Annotated in this window: 18 protein-coding genes; 11 read left to right on the top strand and 7 right to left on the bottom strand. The window is 68.6% G+C overall.

Annotation, left to right across the window (positions count from 1 at the left end; all coding sequences use genetic code 11):
• Positions 1-150: 150 nt before the first annotated feature.
• Complete coding sequence (locus tag D8Y23_RS08225) at positions 151-1,029, bottom strand: AraC family transcriptional regulator (RefSeq protein WP_164878176.1); 879 nt, start codon at positions 1,027-1,029, stop codon at positions 151-153.
• A 171-nt stretch (positions 1,030-1,200) separates the two neighbouring features.
• Complete coding sequence (locus tag D8Y23_RS16960; protein WP_205796950.1) at positions 1,201-2,586, bottom strand: hypothetical protein; 1,386 nt, start codon at positions 2,584-2,586, stop codon at positions 1,201-1,203.
• Positions 2,587-2,743: 157 nt separating this feature from the next.
• On the opposite strand from D8Y23_RS16960, the gene D8Y23_RS08215 reads away from it, so the two are divergent.
• Positions 2,744-4,171: a polysaccharide biosynthesis tyrosine autokinase gene (locus tag D8Y23_RS08215; RefSeq protein WP_128217669.1), complete on the top strand. Its 1,428-nt coding sequence runs from the start codon at positions 2,744-2,746 to the stop codon at positions 4,169-4,171.
• Complete coding sequence (locus D8Y23_RS16765) at positions 4,168-4,770, top strand: low molecular weight phosphatase family protein (protein WP_164878175.1); 603 nt, start codon at positions 4,168-4,170, stop codon at positions 4,768-4,770. The genes D8Y23_RS08215 and D8Y23_RS16765 overlap by 4 nt, the downstream gene beginning before the upstream one ends.
• 13 nt (positions 4,771-4,783) lie before the next feature.
• Here the strand turns inward: D8Y23_RS16765 and D8Y23_RS08205 are convergent, their stop codons facing one another.
• Together D8Y23_RS08205 and D8Y23_RS08200 are read right to left on the bottom strand one after the other, a co-directional pair.
• Positions 4,784-5,686, bottom strand: coding sequence for an NAD-dependent epimerase/dehydratase family protein (locus D8Y23_RS08205; RefSeq protein WP_128217667.1), 903 nt, complete (start codon positions 5,684-5,686; stop codon positions 4,784-4,786).
• Complete coding sequence (locus D8Y23_RS08200; RefSeq protein ID WP_342672111.1) at positions 5,686-6,687, bottom strand: GDP-mannose 4,6-dehydratase; 1,002 nt, start codon at positions 6,685-6,687, stop codon at positions 5,686-5,688. Before D8Y23_RS08200 ends, D8Y23_RS08205 begins: the two co-directional genes overlap by 1 nt.
• Positions 6,688-6,746: 59 nt before the next feature.
• On the opposite strand from D8Y23_RS08200, the gene D8Y23_RS08195 reads away from it, so the two are divergent.
• The 8 genes from D8Y23_RS08195 (at position 6,747) to D8Y23_RS08160 (ending at position 17,292) form a co-directional block, all read left to right on the top strand.
• Positions 6,747-7,871, top strand: a complete 1,125-nt coding sequence (locus D8Y23_RS08195) for a glycosyltransferase (RefSeq protein WP_128217665.1) — start codon at positions 6,747-6,749, stop codon at positions 7,869-7,871.
• Positions 7,868-9,013: a glycosyltransferase family 4 protein gene (locus D8Y23_RS08190; RefSeq protein ID WP_128217664.1), complete on the top strand. Its 1,146-nt coding sequence runs from the start codon at positions 7,868-7,870 to the stop codon at positions 9,011-9,013. The genes D8Y23_RS08195 and D8Y23_RS08190 overlap by 4 nt, the downstream gene beginning before the upstream one ends.
• Positions 9,010-10,068 carry a glycosyltransferase gene (locus tag D8Y23_RS08185; protein WP_128217663.1) on the top strand — a complete coding sequence of 353 codons (1,059 nt, stop codon included), beginning with the start codon at positions 9,010-9,012 and terminating at the stop codon, positions 10,066-10,068. Before D8Y23_RS08190 ends, D8Y23_RS08185 begins: the two co-directional genes overlap by 4 nt.
• A gap of 50 nt (positions 10,069-10,118) precedes the next feature.
• Positions 10,119-11,027 (top strand): glycosyltransferase family 2 protein, encoded by a 909-nt coding sequence (locus D8Y23_RS08180; protein WP_164878174.1) that lies wholly within the window; start codon positions 10,119-10,121, stop codon positions 11,025-11,027.
• A 1-nt stretch (position 11,028) separates the two neighbouring features.
• On the top strand, positions 11,029-12,315 hold the full coding sequence (locus D8Y23_RS08175) for an O-antigen ligase family protein (RefSeq protein ID WP_128217661.1): 1,287 nt from the start codon (positions 11,029-11,031) through the stop codon (positions 12,313-12,315).
• 129 nt (positions 12,316-12,444) lie between these two features.
• Positions 12,445-13,500, top strand: coding sequence for a polysaccharide pyruvyl transferase family protein (locus D8Y23_RS08170; RefSeq protein WP_128217660.1), 1,056 nt, complete (start codon positions 12,445-12,447; stop codon positions 13,498-13,500).
• Between the two features lie 28 nt (positions 13,501-13,528).
• Entirely contained in the window at positions 13,529-14,992 is a 1,464-nt protein-coding gene (locus D8Y23_RS08165; protein ID WP_128217659.1) for a lipopolysaccharide biosynthesis protein, read from the top strand.
• Between the two features lie 41 nt (positions 14,993-15,033).
• A complete protein-coding gene (locus tag D8Y23_RS08160) occupies positions 15,034-17,292 on the top strand; it encodes a hypothetical protein (RefSeq protein WP_128217658.1) in 2,259 nt (752 codons plus the stop codon).
• A gap of 97 nt (positions 17,293-17,389) precedes the next feature.
• Here the strand turns inward: D8Y23_RS08160 and D8Y23_RS16760 are convergent, their stop codons facing one another.
• Both D8Y23_RS16760 and D8Y23_RS08155 read right to left on the bottom strand, forming a co-directional pair.
• Positions 17,390-17,527: a hypothetical protein gene (locus D8Y23_RS16760; protein WP_164878173.1), complete on the bottom strand. Its 138-nt coding sequence runs from the start codon at positions 17,525-17,527 to the stop codon at positions 17,390-17,392.
• A 53-nt stretch (positions 17,528-17,580) separates the two neighbouring features.
• The gene (locus D8Y23_RS08155; protein ID WP_240663831.1) at positions 17,581-18,159 is read right to left on the bottom strand and encodes a DUF1972 domain-containing protein; all 579 of its coding nucleotides are present in this window, start codon (positions 18,157-18,159) and stop codon (positions 17,581-17,583) included.
• Between the two features lie 263 nt (positions 18,160-18,422).
• Between D8Y23_RS08155 and D8Y23_RS08150 the strand changes: the two genes are divergently transcribed.
• The gene (locus D8Y23_RS08150; RefSeq protein ID WP_164878172.1) at positions 18,423-19,430 is read left to right on the top strand and encodes a nucleotidyltransferase family protein; all 1,008 of its coding nucleotides are present in this window, start codon (positions 18,423-18,425) and stop codon (positions 19,428-19,430) included.
• Here the strand turns inward: D8Y23_RS08150 and D8Y23_RS08145 are convergent.
• Positions 19,408-20,370: a glycosyltransferase family 2 protein gene (locus D8Y23_RS08145; RefSeq protein ID WP_128217656.1), complete on the bottom strand. Its 963-nt coding sequence runs from the start codon at positions 20,368-20,370 to the stop codon at positions 19,408-19,410. The genes D8Y23_RS08150 and D8Y23_RS08145 overlap by 23 nt on opposite strands.
• Positions 20,371-20,400 lie beyond the last annotated feature (30 nt).

Here is a 20,400-nt window from a genome sequence, read left to right as displayed (position 1 = left end):
CCCCCGCCCCCGAAACAGCGTCCTCGACCTCGGCGACACCCACGACGTGTCCGCACCCTCCGGCGCAGAAGGACTCCGTCGGTACCTGACCGAGTGATCGGGCCGAGGAAGCAACGACCCGGCCACATCCGCTCGTCGGGAGCGTTCACCTCACCCTGCCGTGGCGGCGAGCGACGAGGATCCGGGCTGCCGGCGTTCTCGCTCCCCGACCGCGACGGTTCGATAGCGTGACGACTCGCGGACGACTGTCGGCGACAACCGGCCCTCGGATGCGAACGCCCGCGCCAGACTCGACCCATTGGAGAAGCCGCACGCCTGAGCGATCCGCTCGACACTGAGCGAGTCGTAGACCCGGTCTTCCAAAAGCCGTACCGCTTGCTCCACCCGCACCGATCGGATGCGCGCCTCGATCGTCGTGTTCTGCGCGGAGAAATGCCGCTGGAGGGTGCGCAGGGAGAGGTTCAGCTCTTCGGCGATGGACGACGGAGTCAGCATCGGGTCTCCCGCCTGCGCGGTGATCATGGACATCGCGGCCACGTAGGGCTGGTGCCCGGGCAAGCCGTCCTGCACGCGTATGGATGCGACGATGACACCCGTCAGCATCTCTTGCAGCAGCCTCTCGGTGAAGTACATCGATAGGCCGGTCTGAGGAGCGGTCTCCATGGCGACAGTCCAGGCGAAGGCGAAAAACGGCCAGAAGAGGGCGGACGCCCCGTCGACAGGCAGACGAGCCCCGCGGGGCAGCCCCACGCCCTCCAGCGCCGCGGCGGGGAAGGCGACGACCATGAGGAAGCGCCCGGGAGGCAGCGTATGCGTCCGCCCCGATTCCGAGACCAGAAAGGCCGCGCAGCGGCGACGCTCGGGCCGGGCCGTCGGCAACGCTGACGTACTGATGAGGAGAGCAACCTCACCCTCGGCGATCGCGACTCGTGGTGTCTCCCCGATCACCGTCGCGCCCACCAGAATCCGGACGGATCCCACACCGGCGACCGTCCTGGCCCACGAGGGACGGTACGGGTGCGGAGTCACCCGGCCCATCCTGCAACCAGGTCCACGGCCGGACTCTCTGCGTCACCCCTCCATTCACCCTCCCGACACAGAACCAGGGTGCGAGAGGGGCTCTCGAGGCCGAGACACCGGGCACCGAAGGCCGACACCGACCACGAGACCGGCGCCTCGGGCGCTCGTTGAGGGCCGAGCTCAGGGTGTGGGCGTACCGCCGCCCGGCACACCGCCACCGGTGTCGCCACCGGTGTCGCCACCCGTGCCGTCACCGGGCTGTTCCCCGGTCCCCCCACCCGTGCCGCCGCCGGGCTCTGTGCCGGTCCCGCCGCCGGTCTCGCCACCCGTGCCGCCACCGGTGTCACCGCCGGTCTGACCACCGGTGTCTCCGCCCGTCTGACCGTCGGACGGCGGACTTCCCGTGCCACCCGAAGAAGGTGGCGTCACGGGCGCGGGGACGCGGACCGGCGCACGCTCCTCCGCCTCGGCGCGGCGCAGTGCGAGCACGCGCTCGTTCTCCGCGCGGAGCGCGTCCACGGCGGTGGCGTAGCCCGGCATCTCCGACAGTCCGTCCGATCCGGTCGACTGGGCGGCTCGTACGCGTGCGGCCGCGTCCGTCACGGCGGCGCGCAGGTCGTCCGGTGCCGCCGTGTTGCGCACGACCTCCTGCGCTGCCCCGGTCTCGATGGCAGCACCCAGGTTGCGCAGTTGCAGGTCGAAAGCTGCGACGGCGGACACGACGGTCGCGCGGGCGGCGCGCACGCTCGCCATGAGTGGCGGCACCTCGTCCCGCGCCTCGCGGACGTCGTCGATGGCACTGCCCACATCCTCGAACGACTCCTCGTCGAGGGGAGCGCGGTTGTACTGGGGAACGGGGATCTCAGCCGTCTCCGCCAGCGTGGCGAGGAGGGTCGTTCGCGCAGACTCGGCGGCGCCCACGGCCTCCGCCGCGACGCGACCGGTCAGGCCCGACAGAACACCTCCGGCCGACTCGGCACGACTCTGCGCGTCGGCGACGGACGTCGAGTAGAGATCGTCGGCGGTCTGCAACGCTTGCAGGTCGTTCTGCAGCTCGGCTTCGCGTTCGCGCAGGCTCACCATCGCGTCGTCGGCAGGATTGGCGGTCGCACGCTGGAAGACGGCGAACGAGGCCGTCCCCACGAGAGCCAGAACGGCGATCGTGGCGGCGACCACGCTCAGGATGTTCACCGCGCCGGCCTTACGCCGACCGCCGAACAGCGGACGTCTTCCCACCTGCGCGTCCTCCGGCGCCATCCAGCCGGCGTCGACGCGCGTTCGGGTCGTGGGCGAGCCCACCAGGGTCGCGAGATCGGCTCCCCGTTCCGCAGCAGCCGACGTCGACCGTTCCCCGGTGAGGTCGGCGAGGTCGACCGACGCGGGACGGGACGTGTGCTGCCGTTCCCCCACGACCGCTGAGAGCTCTGTGTGCGCAGCTCGGGCTCGGGCAGGCTTCTGCACCACGGCCGGGCCCACGAGAGCTTGGAGCTCATCGACGCGCACGGTGCCGCCGGCTTCGTCCTCGGAGCGATCCGGATGCCGGAACAGCACCTCGAGGTTGTTCATTCAGTCTCCCGGGGGCGCGATGAGGTGATTCTCTGTTTGACGTAAGGTTGGGGAAGGGGCGCCGTTCGCGGCGCAAGCATCTCGCGAAGATTACCTGAGGTGCTGGCGCTATCGCGCATAACTTGTTCAATCGATTTTATCTGCGAATGGAAGAAGCTTGGAACTGCGCGACTACCTTCGGATCCTTCATCGCAACTGGATTCTGGTGCTTTCTCTCACCATCCTCGGCGGTGCCGGCGCGTACGGATGGTCGCTGTTGCAAACACCGACGTACGAGGCGAGTACACAGCTGTACGTCTCGGTCCGATCGGACAGCTCCGGGGTCAGCGAGCTCGTCCAGGGTACGAGCTTCGCCCGTCAGGCCGTGGTGAGCTTCGTCGACGTCGTGGACAGCGCGCTGGTCCTCGACCGCGTCATCAACGACCTCGACCTCGACGTCTCCGCGCAGGAACTCGCGCGAACCATCGACGCCTCGTCGCCCACCAACTCGGTCATCATCTCGATCAAGGTGTCGAACACCACTGCGGATCAGGCGGCCGCCATCGCCAATTCCGTCGGTTCGAATTTCGCCGATGTGGTCGTGAACCGGCTGGAGAAGCCCGACGGCGAGGCCCCGAGCCTCGTCCGCGTCGAGACCATCGCCCCAGCGCTGGTTCCGACCTCACCCGCTTCTCCCCACATCCCGCTGAACGTCATCGTCGGCGTCGTGATCGGTCTCGCGCTCGGCCTGGGTATCGCCGTCCTGAGGTCCGTGCTGGACACCCGCATCCACTCGCTGCACGACATCGAAGCCACGACCGACGCTCCCGTCCTCGGCGGTATCGCGCTGGACCCCGAGGCCAAGAAGCGTCCGCTCATCGTGCATGCCGATCCCCGCAATCCCCGTGCGGAGTCGTTCCGCAGCCTTCGCACCAACCTGCAGTTCATCGACGTCGACGGGGATTCCCGTTCCTTCGTCGTCTCCAGTGCCGGGCCAGGCGAGGGCAAGTCGACCACGATCGTCAATCTGGCCATCGCGCTGGCGGAGACGGGTGCCCGGGTCGCGCTCGTCGACGGTGATCTGCGCCTTCCGCGCATTGCCGATTACATGGGCATCGAGGGCGGCGTGGGCCTGACCGACGTGCTCATCGGCCAGGCCGAGTTGGTCGATGTCTTGCAGCAGTGGGGAACCGGAAAGCTCTTCGTGCTCCCCTCCGGCCGCACGCCTCCCAACCCCTCGGAGCTGCTGGGAAGCCAGTCCATGCAGCGCACGCTGGAGGCTCTCGCGAGTGCCTTCGATTACGTCCTGGTCGACGCTCCGCCCCTCCTCCTCGTGACCGACGCCGCCGTTGTCTCGCGCTTCACCAGTGGTGCGTTGATGGTCGCTGCTTCGGGAACGACGAAGAAGCCGCAACTGACGGCGGCGGTCGAGAAACTCGACGCCATCGGAAGCCGACTGTTCGGAGTGATCGTGACGATGCTTCCGTCGAAGGGCCCGGACAGCTACGGCTACGGCGCATACTCCTATGCGAACACCCAGACCGAGTCGAAGCCGGCGCTCCGCTCGGATCGCCGAAAGGATGGACAGGAGGGCTCGTCGAAGTGACCTTCACGATTCTGTCCGTCTGCACGGGGAACGTCTGCCGCTCGCCCATCGCCGAGATGGCTTTGGCGGACGCCCTCTCCCCGATCGCCGAAGTCAGTGTCGAGAGCGCGGGAGTGGCGGCCCTGGTGGGTGCGGGGGTACCGGAACCCGCTCGCCGCATCGCGGCCGAAGAGGACATCGACGCGTCGCACCACGTGGCTCGTCAGATCGACAGCGCTCTCATCCGCGGCGCCGATCTCGTCCTGGCGATGGCGCGTGATCATCGCCGGGCGATTGTCGAAACGGTGCCCGCCGCCATGCGTCGCAGTTTCACTCTGCGTGAGTTGGCGCGCGTCGCCGACGGCATCGAAGCACAGCTGCCGGAAGCGCTCGCGAATTCCGGCGCGACCACGCCCGAGGAAGGGATGCGGGCCGCGGTCGCCCTGGCTGCGTCGCTGCGCGGAACAGTGCCACCCCCGGCCGACCCGCAGATGTTCGACATCATCGATCCCTACCGGCAGAGCGACGAAGTCTACCGTCGTTCCTTCGCCGAGTTGCTTCCCGCCGCCGAGCGGGTGGCGGCATTCCTCACCACAGCCGCGCGCCTCGCCTCACGGTGACCCAGGGGGCGCGTCAGCGAGAGGCGACGTAGTCCGCGATCGACTTCTCGAACGACACGGTCGGCGCCCAGCCGGTCTCCTCACGGAGCCGCCCTGCGTCGCCGACCACGACCGAGGGGTCGAATGCGCGGGACACCGCGGTTTCGACCTCGGGCCGGTTCACCCCCAGCGCCACGATCAGGTGATCGAGCACGTCCCATCCGCTGCGTGAGACGCCGCTCGCCACGTTGTAGACCGCGTGGGCGGGCTCGTCCGCTTCGAGGAGACGAACGTACGCGGCCGCGACGTCCCGGACGTCGGTGTAGTCGCGTCGGGCGTCCAGGTTGCCGGCCCGGAGTACCGCGCCGGCCGGGAGCTCGCGCAGGCGCAGCGCGAGGTCGGGGACGATGAACCCCGTGCGCTGGCCCGGACCGATGTGGTTGAACGGTCGTGCGACGACGGTGGAAAGGCCCCGGCTGCGGTAATACGCCGCTTGATTCTCAACGAGGACCTTCGAGACGGCATACGGAGAGCCGAAGACCATCGGGGAGTCCTCCGTCAGAGGCATCCCGTCTCCGGCGCCGTAGACGGCGCCCGAGCTGACGACGACGACGCGGCACTCGCGCCCGCTGCGCAAGAGCGGCTCCGCGACGTTCGTCATCATGGCGCTGTTCGCGCTCAGGTAGCGCTGAGGGTCGTCGAAGGACGGCCCGACGGCTGCGAGGCCTGCCAGATGGATGACGTCATCGATGCCGTCGGGATCGATGGGCAGGGAGGCGAGGTCGTGCGCGCGCACATCCACGCCCGGGACGCTCTCCACCTGCGTGGCCACGCCCGTCACCTTCGCGCCGCGCTCGATCAGCTGCGCCGCGAGGATACGGCCGACGAAACCCGTGACACCGGTGACCAGAACGTGGCGCCCCGTCAGAGCGGGCATCAGGAACGGACTGACTGGCCGCGGAGGAGCTCGACGTCGTGGGTGACCATGCGCCGCACGAGGCCTTCGAAGTCGACTTCGCGGCGCCACCCCAGCACTCGCTCGGCTTTCGCCGGGTTGCCGAGGAGGATGTCGACCTCGGCCGGCCGGGTGAAGGACTCGTTGCGCACGACGTAGGGGTGCCAGTCATCGATTCCGACCTCGGCGAACGCCCGGTCGAGGAATTCTTCGATCGAGTGGGTCTCCCCCGTGGCCAGCACGAAGTCATCGGGCTCCGAGTGCTGGAGCATCTGCCACATCCCGCGGACGTAGTCGCCGGCGTAGCCCCAGTCGCGCTTGGGCCACAGGTCGCCGAGTTGGACATCGTCGGCGAGACCGAGGGAGATGCGGGCGACCGCGTCGGAGATCTTGCGAGTGACGAACTCGACGCCCCGCCGCTCTCCTTCATGGTTGAACAGGATGCCGCAGGACGCGAAGATTCCGTAGCTCTCGCGATAGTTCCGAGTGATCCAGTGAGCGTAGAGCTTCGCGACCCCGTAGGGGCTGCGCGGGTGGAACAGCGAATCCTCGTCGTAGCCGAGGCCGGGACGGTTGTAGTCCAGACCGCCGTACATCTCGGATGTGGACGCCTGGTAGAAGCGGGTCGTCTCCGCGCGGCCCGTGATGCGAATCGCCTCGAGGCAGTGCAGGACTCCCTTGCCCGTGGTGTCGAGAGTGAGCACCGGGTTGCGGAACGAGTAGCCCACGTGGCTGATCGCCGCCAGGTTGTAGAACTCGTCCGGGTCGGCGAGGTCGACCGCGCGGATGACCGAGGACGCGTCGAGCAGGTCGGCCTCGATGAGCGTCACCTCGGGGAACTCCTGCGAGAACGCGGCGCGCTTCGGGTTGCTCTGACCCCGGACGATTCCGAAGACGGTGTAGCCCTCGTCGAGCAGGAGGCGAGTGAGGTGACCGCCGTCCTGTCCGGTGATCCCGGTGATCAGTGCAGACTTCGAAGTCACGTCAGCTCTCTCCCTTTGTTGCGCCTGTGCGCAAGCCCTGACCGACATACTATCGACGGGTGACAGCAACCATCCCCTTGGCCATCGCTCACGACTACGTAACCCAACGAGGAGGGGCCGAGAAGGTCGTTCTCGCGCTCCATCGAGCATTTCCCGACGCGCCGCTGTACACGACGCTGTACGAGCAGGCGACGACGTATCCGGAATTCTCCGATGTCGAGATCCACACCTCCTGGCTGAATCGAGTGGGCGCGCTTCGCCGCAACCATCGTCTGGCGCTCCCGTTTCTTCCGTTCGCCGCTCAGTCGGTGAAGGTGCCCGCTGAGTGCACCATCGCCAGCTCGAGTGGGTGGTCCCATGGCTTCGCGACCGCCGGCGCGAAGATCGTGTACTGCTACTCACCCGCCCGGTGGCTGTACCAGACCGACACCTACCTCGGCCAGGACCGTGGTCTGCGGCGGGCCGCTCTGCTGGCCCTACGCCCGTGGATGCGCCGATGGGATCGCGCGAAGTCGAAGACGGCGACGACCTACTTCGCGATCTCCACCGTCGTTCAGGAGCGGATCCGCGACACCTACGGCATCGAGGCGGAAGTGCTCCCCGCCCCCCACTCCGTCGACCCCGAGGCTCCGAAGGAACCGGTGGTCCTGGACGATTTCGTGGATGAGGGCTTCTACCTCTGCATCTCGAGACTCCTGCCGTACAAGAACGTCGACAAGGTCATCGACGCCTTCCGCGAGCTCGGGAAGCCGCTCGTCGTGGTCGGATCAGGCCCGGAGGAACGCCGTCTGGCCGAGATGGCGCCCGACAACGTGCGCATGGTGAAGAACATCAGCGACGACCAGATCCGGTGGTTGTACTCACGCAGCAGGGCGCTCGTCTCGGCGAGCTTCGAAGACTTCGGACTCACCCCCATCGAGGCCGCGACCTTCGGCAAGTCCGCGATCGTGCTGCGCTGGGGCGGGTTCCTCGACACCATCCTCGAAGGGGAGACGGGTGTCTACTTCGATCAACCCGATCGTGGTGCCATCGTCGATGCCGTCCGCGCGCACGAAGCGATCGAGTGGGATCCGGAACGCCTGAGGGCGCACGCGGAGACCTTCAGCGAGGAGAGCTTCGCGCGGCGCCTTCGTGAGGAGATCCAACGTCATACGTCGCTCGACGAGACGTCGCCGAACCGATGACACTCCGGCCCGTCTTCGTCGACCATACGTCCGAGCGCGGCGGCGCGGAGCTGGCCCTGCGCCGCCTGCTCCTGGCCGATGTGGACTGGCGGCCCACCCTGGTGTGCCCTCCCTCCCCGACGACCGACGCGTACGCCGATCTGCCGCCCACCGTTGCCGTCGAGCGACGTGGCCCGGTGCACCGCGCGCGGGCGGCGAGCGGTCCGGCTGCGCTCGGTGCCCTGCGGCTGGCCTGGGGCATGGTGCGTTCGCTCGCTTCGGTCCTGACGTCGCCCGCGATCCGCCGCGCCGACGTCCTCATCGCGAACACCTCGCGGTCGAGCGTGTACGTGGCCGCGGCCGGAGTTCTCACCCGCACGCCGGTCGTCGTCCACATCCGCGACCTCGTCGAGCCCGAGGCGATCGGGGGCCTGGCCACGGCGTTGTTGCGCCGATTCGTCCTCCCGCGGGCCGCCGGCGTGGTCGCGAATTCGCACGCCTCGCTCGCCACGGTCGCCCCTCACGTCGGACCGCGATGTCAGACGGCCGTGATCGCGAGTCCGTCGGGCATCGCCCGTCGCGCGGACCCCGTCGTTCGAGACACCGTGGAATCGATCGGTCTCGTCGCTCGCATCGACCCGTGGAAGGGTCAGGAGCTCCTGCTGCGCGCCTTCGCCCAGGCGTTCCCGACCGCACCGACACGGCTCGTCTTCTACGGCGCGACGGCCTTCGGGACCGAGGAGTATCTGGAGCAACTGCAGGCTCTGGCGACCGAGTCCGGGGTCGCGGACCGGGTGGTGTTCGCCGGTCACGTCGATGACGTCGCCGGAGCGATCGACGGTCTCGACGTGTGCGTGCAGTGCTCCATCCGCCCAGAGCCGCTCGGGCAGAACGTCCTGCAGTACCTCGCCGCGGGCAAGCCGACCGTGGTCGCCGACGAAGGAGGACCGGTGGAGTGGGTGACGGACGGTGAGAACGGGCTGACGTTCCGGGCGCGCGACGTCGACTCGCTGGCATCCTGCCTCCGGCGTCTTGCCGAGGAGCCCGACCTGCGCGCGCGTCTGGCCCGGGCGGCTGCCGCCACCGCGGGTCTCGAGACCGACAGCGAGGTGGCCGCCCGCATGCGGGCCTTCCTCACTCGCGTCGTGGACACCACGGCATGAGCGGCCGCGTCTGCTTCGTCGCCGCCCCGCTCGTCGCCCGCAGCGGCGTGTACAACTCCACGGTCGAGGCGGTGACAGCCGCTCGCGCGCGCGGGCTCCCTTGGACAGCGGTGATCGGTGTCGCCGGCGAGGCATCCGGAAGCCCCACGGATGCCGACGGGGTGACCGAGCTCACCCTCGAGCCGCGCGGCCTCGGCGGTGTCCGCGATCTCGCGGGGCGACTGAAGTCCTTGCCGCAGGTGCGTGAAGCGGACGTGATCATCTCGATGATCCCGCAGAGCGACATGGCGTTGAGCCTGACCTCGCTTCCCTGGATCGCGTACCTGCGTGGACTCCCCTGGCCCGCTCGCGGTGAATCCTCGAGGGCGAAAACGGCCGTCTGGCGTGGACTCGAACGTCTCGCGCTCGGCCGTGCCCGTGAGGTCTGGGCCACGACCCCGCTGCTGGCGCGGGACGTCGGCTCGATCGTCGGCCGGATCGTCGCGCCGGGGTTGCAACCGCCATCCGCACTTCCCCGGTCCCCGGAGCCGGGGACGTTCGTGTGGGCCGCACGCTACGGCCACGACAAGAACCCGTCTCTCTTCCTGGATGCCTTGCGAGCGCTCCCCCAGGCCCGGGGAGCGATGTACGGCACCGGTCCGCTGCGGGACGCGCTCGCGAACGACGCGCCGGCGAACGTCCGAATCGCCGGCTGGGCGCCACGCGCGGAATTGTGGTCCGACGCGATCGCCTACGTGGGAACCTCCACGCGGGAAGCCTTCGGCCGCAGTGCGGTGGAGGCCGCGATGCTCGGCATCCCGACGATCGTCTCGGACCGCTTCGGATGCGCCGAGATGCTCTTCACGGACCCTGAGCTCCGGAAGCTCTGCGTCCTCCCGGTGGGCGATGCGGCCGCGTGGACGCGGACGTTGTCCGTCGTACATTCGGACCCTCGGATGCGGGAACGTATCGCTTCGCATGTCAAAATGAACGCGGCGGGGCTGACGATCGATTCGGCAGTCGACAACATCTCCGCCGCGTCGGCTGCGGTGAGCAGAGCGCGGTCGCAGCGATGACCGGTTCCGTCGACGGAAGCTTTTCCGCACCCGCGAGTGAGAGGCCCCCTATGCCCGACACCGGCGCTACCGTCTCGGTGGTCATCCCGACGCATCAGCGCGCGGAGTACCTGGGCGACGCCATCCGCTCCGTTCTCGCGCAGACCTCTCCCGTGAGCGAGATCGTGATCGTGAGCGACGTCCCCGACCCGGCCGCGGCCGAGGTGTGCACCGCGATCGCCTCCGATGCCGCCATACCCGTTCGCTACGTCGAGCGCCCCGCGGGGCGCCCGGGGGCGTCCGGCTCCCGTAACCACGGCGCCAAGCTCACGACGGGCGATCTCATCGGATTCCTCGACGACGACGACGTCTGGGAGGTCGAGTTCGTCGAGCGCTCTCGCGCAGCCCTCCCCCGCTCGGGTGCCGACCTGGCCGTCACCTGGATCGTGGAGTTCAGCGATCGGCACGAGAAGAACGGGCATTCGATCGTCGACGGTCTGCGCGCCGACCAGGTGATCTCGGTGAACCCCGGCATCACGGGCAGCAACTTCCTCGTCCGGCGGCAGGCGTTCTGGGCCGTCGACGGATTCGACCCCGAGATGCCCGTGCGCAACGACACCGACTTCTTCGCCCGCTTCCTTCGGGCGGGCTCGACCTACACCGCCGTTCCCGAACGCCTGCTGCGCCAGCGCAAACACCGCAGCGGTCAGCTGACCGCCGTGAACGAGGCGCGTGCCCGCGGCACGGAGCTCTACATGGCCAAGCACCGCGCGTATCTTTCGGCCGAGGACCGCCGGGTCCTTCGTCAGCTCGTCCACCGGATCCGCTCACGGTGCTCACCGAACCCCGTGGCCCGCGCCTACCATCTCGCCTGGGTGGCGGCACTGTACGGCCCGCGCGGCCTGGTCCGAAAGCTCCGTCGGGGGCGCCAGAACGCCGCCTACGAGGTCGCTGGATTCACGGAAGCCTCGAGCAGCTGACGTGGGCGCTCGATCGAATCGCGTGCGGCAGGCACCGAACGCCTGGCTAGGTGCTCCGCTGACCGTTTTCTGGAGCGTGCTCGCCCTCTGCATCCCCGCCTCCCGGACGGTGTTCGGGACGGACGTCCTGCGGCAGACCCTCGTCCTCGGTGCGATCGGACTCGTCCTCGCCGCCCTGGGATACGTAGCTCGCCCGCCGCACCCCGGAGTCTGGATCGCGGCCGTGTGTCTGATCCCGCTCGCCGCCGTCATGTCGGGGACCAACAGCTCGATCAGCGCCTCCGTGGCGGTCGGCGTCTCCGCCACGGTCATGATCGTGACGATGGTGTGCGTCCTGACGAGACTCGTCAGGGACCGCCCCCAGGCCCTCCGCCACATCCTCACGTGGTTCCTCGTGGGCCAGACGGTCTCGGCCGCTGCGGGCGTCCTCCAGCTCGTGGGCGTCAGCGTCGGCGAGGGGCTCGTGTTCGGCCGCGCGACGGGCCTGGCCGAGCATCCGAACACGTTGGGCCTGATGGCCGCGATCGCCATCCTCGTCTGCCTCGGGGTGTGGCGCCGCTCAGCGGACTTCACTCGCCTGGTCCTCGCCGGTGTGATCCTCGTGAACGGCGCTGCGTTGGTCGGCACCGGAAGCCTCAGCGCCATGCTCGCCTTGGCTGCCGGCCTCGCCGTCGGCCTGCTCGCCGCGCGGAAGGTCATCGGGACGGCGGTGACCGGCGTCCTGGTCCTCGCCCTCGTCGGCGGGGCGCTCGCCCTCGCCAATGTGGAGCAGAACCTTCTGGATTCGGTCTTCACCCGCGTCGAAGTCGTCACCGGGCAGTCCAGCGGAGGCGGCGCGGCGTCACTGGAGGTCCGCGAGCTCACCTACGCGTGGGCGTGGGACTGGATCAACAGCAGCCCCTTCGTCGGCGTCGGACTCGATCCTCGCAACGCCGGCACGTTCGACGGGGTCACGGTCGTACACAACTACCTCCTGCGCGGTTGGTACCAGGGCGGGATCCTCTATGTCGCATGGCTGGCGCTGCTGAGCCTGACCGTCGTGTTCGGGGTCGTCATCGCTGCCCTCCGCCGCCGCGCCGACCCGTGGGCGGCCGCGATCACGTTCGGCATCCTGGTGTTCGCTTTCACGGCGGCTTTCCTGAACCAGCCTCAGTACTGGATGCCATTGCTCCTGGCGATCGTGTGCGCGTCGCGCGCACCGACACCGCCTCCTGACGACACGAGCCCTCCCGACGAGGACCGCGCAGACAGCGCCACTCCCCCTCCGCCGCTCACGGCCCAGAAGTGAACCCTGCACGCCCCGCCCACCGGCACCCGCACAGGGGCGCCGCGAGCGACATCGGACGATGCGCGACATTCGACGGCGGAGGCGGCCGACATGGCGAGGCGACATTTCGCCCTGCGATACGATCGTTCAATGCCGAACGTCTTCGTCGCCGTCACGGGCCAGGAAGATAACCTCGGTGATTCCGTCCTCCGCCGTGGCCTCATCAACGCGGTGCGCTCCTCGGGTGCTCGACTGCACGTCCTGACCGGACGGAATTCCGCCTCCTATCGGAGCGCGCTGGGTCTGCACGCGGACGACACCGTGTACGAATCCTCCGCGGCCTGGTTCTCGGCGTTCGACCGGTCCGTCCTGTCATCGGTGCGCACCCATTTCGTCTTCAATGCCGGCGAGGCGCGGATCGAGAAAGCGCATTCCTACATGGGGGCGAAGCTCGTGGCGCGCCTCGCGTGGGCCCGCGCGCGCGGCGGCAGTGTCCTCCATACGGGTATCGGCGTCCGGGCCGCGGCCGAGCGCCGCACGGCCCGCGTACGCCTCGGGCTGCGCACCTGCTCTCTGGTCACCTGGCGTGACCAGGTCTCGGCCGACATCACCGGAGTCGGGCGCGTCGAGCCCGACTGGGCCTTCTCCCTGGGGCAGGACGCGGATGCGCGTCCGTCGGGAGAGCGCACTCGCCTCGTCGTGAGCATGCGCGGCGACCGCGACGAGCCGGCACCCCTCTGGTACTCCGCCGTCCGAGGTCTCGTTGAGGCAGAGAACCTCGAGGTCGTCGTCGCTTCGCAGGTCGTCCGTGACAACGAGCGCGCGCGACACGTCGCCTCCGAGCTGGGCGGGGTCCCGGTGTCGACCTGGGACTCCGGCGATCACGCCGACCGCGAGCGCGAGATGCGCGAGCTGTTCGCCGGCAGCCGGGCAGTCGTCAGCGATCGGCTCCACGCACTCGCCATCGGAGCCACCGAGGGGGCCGTCCCGCTCGGGTTCACCGGCGGGTCGCCCGAGAAGGTCCGTCGCACGCTCGCGGTCGCTGGCCTCGACGGCGGGTGCGCCGGCGTCGCGGAGTATCGAGACGCGGAGCACGCGGTGCAGGCGTTGCGGGCGGCGCTCGAGATGGATCCCGCGGCCCGGTGCGCGGAGGCTCGGACGCGACTCACCGCGCTCTCCTCCGACATGGCGCAGCTGCTCTCATGATGACGAGCACGCGGATGCCGGCGGCCTCATGACGACGCTCTCCTCGAGCGCGGCGCGTGGCGGCGCCGTGACCCTGGGTTTCCAGGCGGTCCGCCTCGTCATCATGTTCAGCTCTCTGGTCGTGCTGGCACGTCTGATCGACCCCGCCTCCTTCGGCCTCATGGCGATGGTGACCTCGATCATCGGCGTCGCCGAGATCTTCCGCGACTTCGGCTTGTCGATGGCGGCACTGCAGGCACGTGACCTCACGCGCGGCCAGCAGTCGAACCTGTGGTGGATCAACTTCGGGATCGGGTGCATCCTGACGGCGGCTGTCTTCGCGATGGCCTACCCGATCGCGGCGTTCTACGGCGAACCCGACCTCGTTCCGGTCGTTCAGGTGATGTCCGTCACCTTCCTCCTCGGGGGCGCGTCCACGCAGTTCCGCGTCCACATCAACCGCGGCCTGCGTTTCGTCGCGCTCTCCGTCACCGATGTCGGCCCCTACCTGCTGTCCACGGCCCTGGCGATCGTTCTGGCCGCTTCGGGCTTCGGACTGTGGGCGCTCGTGGCGCAACAGGTCGGGACCGCGGTCTTCGGGCTGATCCTCGCCGTCATGCTCGCGCGATGGTTCCCCGGACTCCCCCGCCGTGGGGAGGACATGTCCACGCTGTTGAGATTCGGCGTGAGCCTCGCGGCGACACAGGTGCTCGGCTACGCCACGCGCAACGTCGACAGCATCGCGATCGGCCGCGCGTGGGGCCCGACCGCGCTCGGATCGTACGACCGCGCATATCAGCTGATGGTTCTCCCGATCAATCAGATCAACACGCCGCTCTCGCGCGTGGCGGTACCCGTTCTCTCGAAATTGAAGGGTGAGACCGAAAGGCTCGCCGCGTACGTGCGACAGGCTCAGCTCGTCGCGCTGTATGTGACGGGGGCGATCTTCTCGCTTCTCGCGGCCCTCGGCCCGCAGATCGTCTTCTTCGTCCTCGGACCCGAGTGGTCGCAGGCGGGCACCTTGGTGAGCCTCCTCGCCATCGGCGGCGTATTCCGCTCGCTCGTGCAGATCTGCTTCTGGATCTACATGTCCCAGGGATATGCCGCGCAGCAGCTGCGGTATTTCGTCGTATCCCAACCCCTGCTCATCGGCGTGATGCTCACCGGGCTGCCCTGGGGCGCTCAAGGCGTGGCGCTGATGTTCTCGGTCGCCTACGCGCTGTACTGGGCGGCATCCCTTCTCTGGGTCGGCCGCGTGGCGTCGCTGGATGTCCGCCCGATGTTCGTGGACGTCGTCCGCGCGCTGCTGGCCTTCGCCGCCCCGGGTGCGCTCGCCGCTCACGTGGTCGCCCGCGTGACAGAGGGTCTGCCCGCCCCCCTGCCCCTTGCCCTGGGGCTCGTGGTCGCACTCGTCTGGTACGGACTCGCGTGGGCTTTCATTCCCCGCGTGCGCAGAGACCTGGACACTTTGCGAGCTTTTGCTAGAAAGGCGATTTCGAGAAGATCGAAATAACGCGCAATTCGCGCGAGAAAACATCGAAGGCAGTGGGGCACATGACCGACGATCACAATTCTCCTCTCCCCGGACGCCGAACCCTTCTCGGGCTGGGCACGGTCGGCGTCTTCGCCGGCATCGCCGGCGCCACGGCGCGTCCCGGACCGGCCCATGCGGCCGATCCGGTGGTGTCCGTCAACGGCAAGACGGGCGAGGTCATCCTGGGCGCGGGAGATGTCGGAGCCGTCGCAAACGATGAATTCCGCACCGCCGTCACGGTCGCGTCCCCTGCCCGGTTCCCCGGGCTCGATCCCACCGGCGCCGCCGAGTGCGCGGGTGCGTTCCAGGCCGCCCTGGATGCCGTCGCCCCCGGCGGCACGCTTTTCGTCCCGCCGGGGCGCTATCGTCTCGGCGCCCCTCTGCAGGTACCGGCCAACATCACGATCTCCGCACCCCACCGTCAAGCCGTCCTGGTCCGTGACGGGCACACCGGCATCGTGCTCCGCGCCTACGGATCGCACACCGCGGCGATCACCGCGGCATCCGCTCCGAGCCGCATCGAGATCAACGAGAACGGTCAGGTCACCGGGGGCACGCAGGTGACGCTCAGATCCGCCCCGAGCGGCTGGCTCAGCGGCGACATCGTCAAGATCTACGCCGACGATGTGATCCCGGGCAGCCGTCGAACCGGAGGATCCGCCACGGTTCCGCGCATCGGCGAGTACATGCGCATCCACTCGGTGTCCGGCACGACCGTGCGCCTGAACGGGTGGCCGTTCGAGAACTACACCTCCAACGTGCGCCTGGCCAAGCTCGACGACAAGACGGTGACCATCGACGGACTGTCGTTCGACGTCAGCGACTCCGCCTACGCGAACACCACGCCACCGGAGTGCGTCCTGCGGTGCGACTCCATGCGTGCCCCCCGTTTGATCAACGTCCGCGTCATCCGCGCCGTGGGCATCGCGATCCAGATGCGTTCCTGCGCGGGCTACCACATCGAGAACGCCGAGATCGGCCACGCGATCGACAATCCATCGGCGGGGATCTTCGGATATGGCATCCACGATGTCGCCAGCAACGGCGGCCTCATCATCGGTGGGGTCGCGCGGTACGTGCGCCACGGGTACAGCGACAAGTCGACGGAGGTCGCCGCCAACGGCCCGTACCCCTCGTTCTACGGGAGGACGCTGTTTCCGCGAGTGATGGGGATGCAGGTGATCGCCGCCTCGGTCGGGGCGTTCGACACCCACCAGGAGTCCTACGGCGTGCACTTCGACAACTGCCTCGCCCAGGTCACCACCAGCAGTGGCTTCAGCATCCGCGGCAGCGGACACCGCATCACCAACTGCACCGTCATCGGCGGATCGATCGCGTTGCAGGTGTTCACCGAGACCTCGGGCGGCTCGGGGACCGGCGACACCCGTCACATCACCGTCGATGACTTCCGGTGCCAGGACAGCAGCACCGTGGTGCAGTGTTCGATCCGCGAGAGCGCGCACGACCAGCGCGGCGTCCAGGACACGGAGCGGACCCTGACGATCAAGGGCCTGCACGCGCGCGGAGCGCGGCGGCTCGGGCGCATCACCAACGCACGCGTCCGCATCAGCGATTACGACGTCACGGCTGCCGACCTCCCGGAGTTCGCCTTCATCCAGAACACGAACAGCCAGCTGGACCTGGTCGACGGAGCCATCGATTTCGAGGGCGTCACCCGGGTCGAGAACAACCGCAACCGCATCCTGCGTTCCACCGTGGACGCCCCGTCGCCGGGCTCGCGGATCTACATCCGCGGGATGCGAGTGCGCGCGAGCGACTTCTACGCGTCGCAGTGCGCGGTCGGACCGTTCGAGACCGACGCCACCACGGACATCGACGCCCTCGTCGAGATGGAGACGCCGTTTCCGGTCATGCCCGGAAATCTCGGCGCCTCACCGAGGTGCACCTTCGGGTGGAGCACCTGGACGCGCAACGACGACTCCCAGGCCTCTCTGTCATCCTCCGCATCGACGACATTCACCAACGCGGCCCTGACCGGTTCGCTCCGCGCAGCCACGCGGGCACCCGACGAAAGCCTCCTGCTGCTTGCGACGCTCAGCGACGGCATCTCGCGGCAGCTGGGCAAGCTGGAGAAGGGCCGCCGGCTCGGCCAGCGCCTTCTGATCCTCGTCGCCCGTGCGGACAGGGGCGCGACTCTGACGGTTCGCAGCGGATCGGCCTACGGGGTCACGCTCACGCCGGATACGTCCGTCGCTCTCGGCTCCGGCGACCAGCTCTCGCTGATGTGGGTCGGATCGTCGTGGCGACGGCTGCGGTGACGAACGGGCGACGCGTGGGTCTTCACGGCTGACATGCCAGAAGGGGTGGCCCGACCGCGCACGCGCTCGGACCACCCCTTCCACGGCCGACCCGAGCTCAGTCCTCCAGAGCGGGGAAGAACGAGTCGGCGGCGTACTGGCCTCCGACGATGGAGCTCGCGCCGATGCGGAAGCGGCCCGAGGTGTTGCTCGCGCCGGGAATCGGAGCACCCGGCTGACCGGAGGCGAGCGCCATGTAGACGACCGTGCTGAAGGAGGTCGACGTGGACGTCGATCCGGTCGGGATCGTCAGAGCCGGGTGCGTGAACGTGAGAGTCTTGCGGCCGCCACTGAGTGTTCCGGTGCTCGAGAGGGTCCAGCCGTCGTAGACGTTCCCGACGACGAACGCCACCACCGCGCGGAGATCGCCTCGGAGTCGCAGATCAGCTCGTCGGCGAAGCGCGCCGTGGCACGGGCACCGCCCTTGAAGACGGCTTTGGCGAGGCGGCCCCACTTCGCGCGGTCCCACTCGATCCCGTCGACGTTCACAATGGTCCGCACTCCTCGCGCGCGCAGGAGCGGGAGGAAGTAGCCGTTCGCGACGTTCATCACGAGCGCGACATCGGGCTTGTGGATCAGGGCGTGCAAGGTGGCCGTCAGCCCGTACGACAGCGTGCTGACCGACTTCGTCTCGACCCCGTGCGTCATCACCGATCGAACGCGGAGGTCGCGCTCGGGATCGGAATCGCGCGTTGCCCCGACGCGACCGTAGACGGTGACGTCCCACCCTTCGTCGACGAGGTGGGGAGCGATCTTCCGGACAGCTGTCTCGAAACCGCCGTAGTAGCTCGGATACCCCCGAGTCCCAATGATCGCTACAGAATTCACCCTGATCACTCGCTCCCGGTCTGATCTCCCGACGTGCCAGAATCACAGTATCGGCAGTTCATTACCAGATCGTGTCCAGCGCAGGGCGGAGCGGGTTCTCCCGCCTATGAAATCGGAACACACCCCTCTTCGGTTTTTGCGGCGTTCTCCCCGTCGTCCTCGACGGGTGATTCTGTAGATGAATCGAAGAAGGGGAGATAGTGCACAGCGACAGGCGCGCAGACCCCGCCCCGGGCGGGAGTTCGACGGAAACGCCGGACGCGGTGGGCGACACGACACCCCGCACGCATCTTCCCCTGGCTGCCGCCATCGTCCTCGTGCACGCCTGGTGCGGCACGCAGCTCGAGGCGTCCGGTCTTCGTGGCCTCTTCATCAAGGGTCCGGCACTGGCGCAGCAGGGTCTCCGGCCGGACCGGATCTCCAGCGACGTCGACATCCTCGCGTGCCCGGACGATTTCGACGACATCTGCGCGCTCCTCCGGGAAAGCGGATGGATGCCACGCCCGTCGGCCTACGCCGGCGACTTCTACGACGACCACTCGATCACCTTCGTGCACGAGGAGTGGCCGTGCGATATCGACGTCCATCGGCGGTACCCCGGATTCCTCGCCGATCCCGGAATCGTCTTTGAGCGCCTCTGGGCCGATCGAGTCGCCCTCACGTTCGCGCACGTCGAGTGCTGGACTTGCGATCGCCCCGCGAACGCGCTCATCATGGCGCTGCACGGTCTTCGTGGGGCGTCCGACGGAAGTCGGCACCAGAGGGAACTGGCCCACCTTCTGGAGGAGGTGACCCTCGCGGAGGACGAACGTCAACGACTCTCGGATGTGGCCGCCGCGACGGGGGCGACGCTGTCGGCCGACGGCTACCTCGGGCCGTTGGGCCTTCCCCCGAGTCGCGAGCTCCACGCCCCGGTCGACCCGAACGCCTTGCGAGCGTGGCATCTCCGCCTGTCGGCGAAGGACACTCCCGTGTGGGTCTGGCTGGACGCCTACCGGCAGGCGAGGGGCGTGCGCCGAGTGCAGATCATCGCGCGTGCGCTCTGGCCGTCGCGCAACGACCTGGAGATGGATGCCACGCGTCCCACGGCCACCGTCGGCCAGCGACTGCGCGTCCGAATGGCCCGCCTGTCCGGCGGCATCCCCGCCGCGGTGCGGCTTCTGGTCCGCTCGCGCTCCGGCGGTCGTGCGACCCCGCCGCACGGTGGCGTCGGCCGACCTCGTGGCGCGAACGGACCCGAACGGGGCCTCAGCGAGCCGACAGCGGGCTGATGGATCGGTCTATCCGGGCGAGATCAGCGGCGCGCGGTGCGAGGCCCGCGCGGGCGTAGACGGACATCACGCGAGCCCTTCTGCCGTCGCGTGTGGCCAGGAACACCAGCGCCCTCGCAGCGAAGCCGAGGGCGAACGCCGCGTTCCAGGCTGCACGGGCGATCGCGGTACGCGACAGGACCTCGCGGTGGAAATCCTGGATCGCGGCCACCCACATCGTCCGCGGCTTCTCGTCGCCGCCCGAGCTTCCGCCGATCGCGTGGTACGCCGACACGTCCGTGTCCAGGATGAGGCGACCGCTGCGCGCGAGGTACACCGAGAGGTCGATGTCTTCCGCGTACATGAACCACCGCTCGGACAGCAGCCGATCGGATGCCGCTGCTGACCGCCGGATGACGAGGAACCCACCCGAGAGCCACTCCACGGCGACGTCTCCCGATGACGGGGCGGCGTACGCGTAGTGCCCGATCGCCGTCTTCCTGGCCCCCAGGAATCGGGCCAGGCCGGACGCATGGGCGAACATCGCGGTCGCAGTCGGAAGACGTCCACCGTTCGCCGTCTGCACGCCCTCGGTCAGCAGCAACGGCGCGATCGCTGCGATCTCGGGATCCATCTCCATCCGACGCAGCAGGTGCGGAAGGACGTCCGAACCGAACGAGACATCGGGATTCAGCAGCACCAGGTAACGACCGCTGGCGGCCTTCGCGGCGATGTTCACGGCGAAGGCGAAACCGCCGTTGCGCCCTGATTCCAGGAAGATGTGCGGAATACCCGTGGCCTCGAGCGCAGAACGCGGGTCATCGGCCGAAGCGTTGTCCACCACGATGACCTCCACTTCACGGCCGGCGACGGCGCGAAGAGGCTCGATGCATTCCGCGAGCAGGTGAGCGCTGTTGTACGAGACGATCAGGACCGAGAGCTGCACTTCGGTGTCCGGCATGAAGTTCAGGCCCTTCCGGCTTGGGATTCG

The sequence above is a fragment of the Microbacterium enclense genome (genome assembly GCF_004022425.1).
Classification (GTDB): domain Bacteria; phylum Actinomycetota; class Actinomycetes; order Actinomycetales; family Microbacteriaceae; genus Microbacterium; species Microbacterium enclense_A.
This window is presented reverse-complemented; position numbering and strand designations above follow the sequence as displayed.